Here is a 256-nt window from a genome sequence, read left to right as displayed (position 1 = left end):
CTGCATCCAGCGCATCATATCGCCAGGCGTGGAATAGACGCCGCCGCTGCCAATTGCCGCCAGCGTGTTATTGCACGGACTGGCACCGCGCTCAGCAACCATTAAACGGCGGCACTGATCCGGTGAGGGGGTGTAGGTGGTGTCTTTCATCCCCAATGGACGGGTAATCTGCTCTTCAAACAACTGGGTATAAGGCTTGCCGGACGCATTCGCCAGTGCATCTGCCAGCAGGTCGAACGCAAGGTTAGAGTACGCC

Annotated in this window: 1 protein-coding gene; it reads right to left on the bottom strand. The window is 58.2% G+C overall.

The window, feature by feature from the left end; genetic code table 11:
- On the bottom strand, positions 1 to 256 hold a 256-nt coding region (locus tag SB764_RS42325; RefSeq protein ID WP_410867082.1), incomplete at both ends, for a serine hydrolase.

This window comes from Paraburkholderia sp. SIMBA_027, from assembly GCF_046535315.1.
Lineage (GTDB): Bacteria > Pseudomonadota > Gammaproteobacteria > Burkholderiales > Burkholderiaceae > Paraburkholderia > Paraburkholderia tropica.
This window is presented reverse-complemented; position numbering and strand designations above follow the sequence as displayed.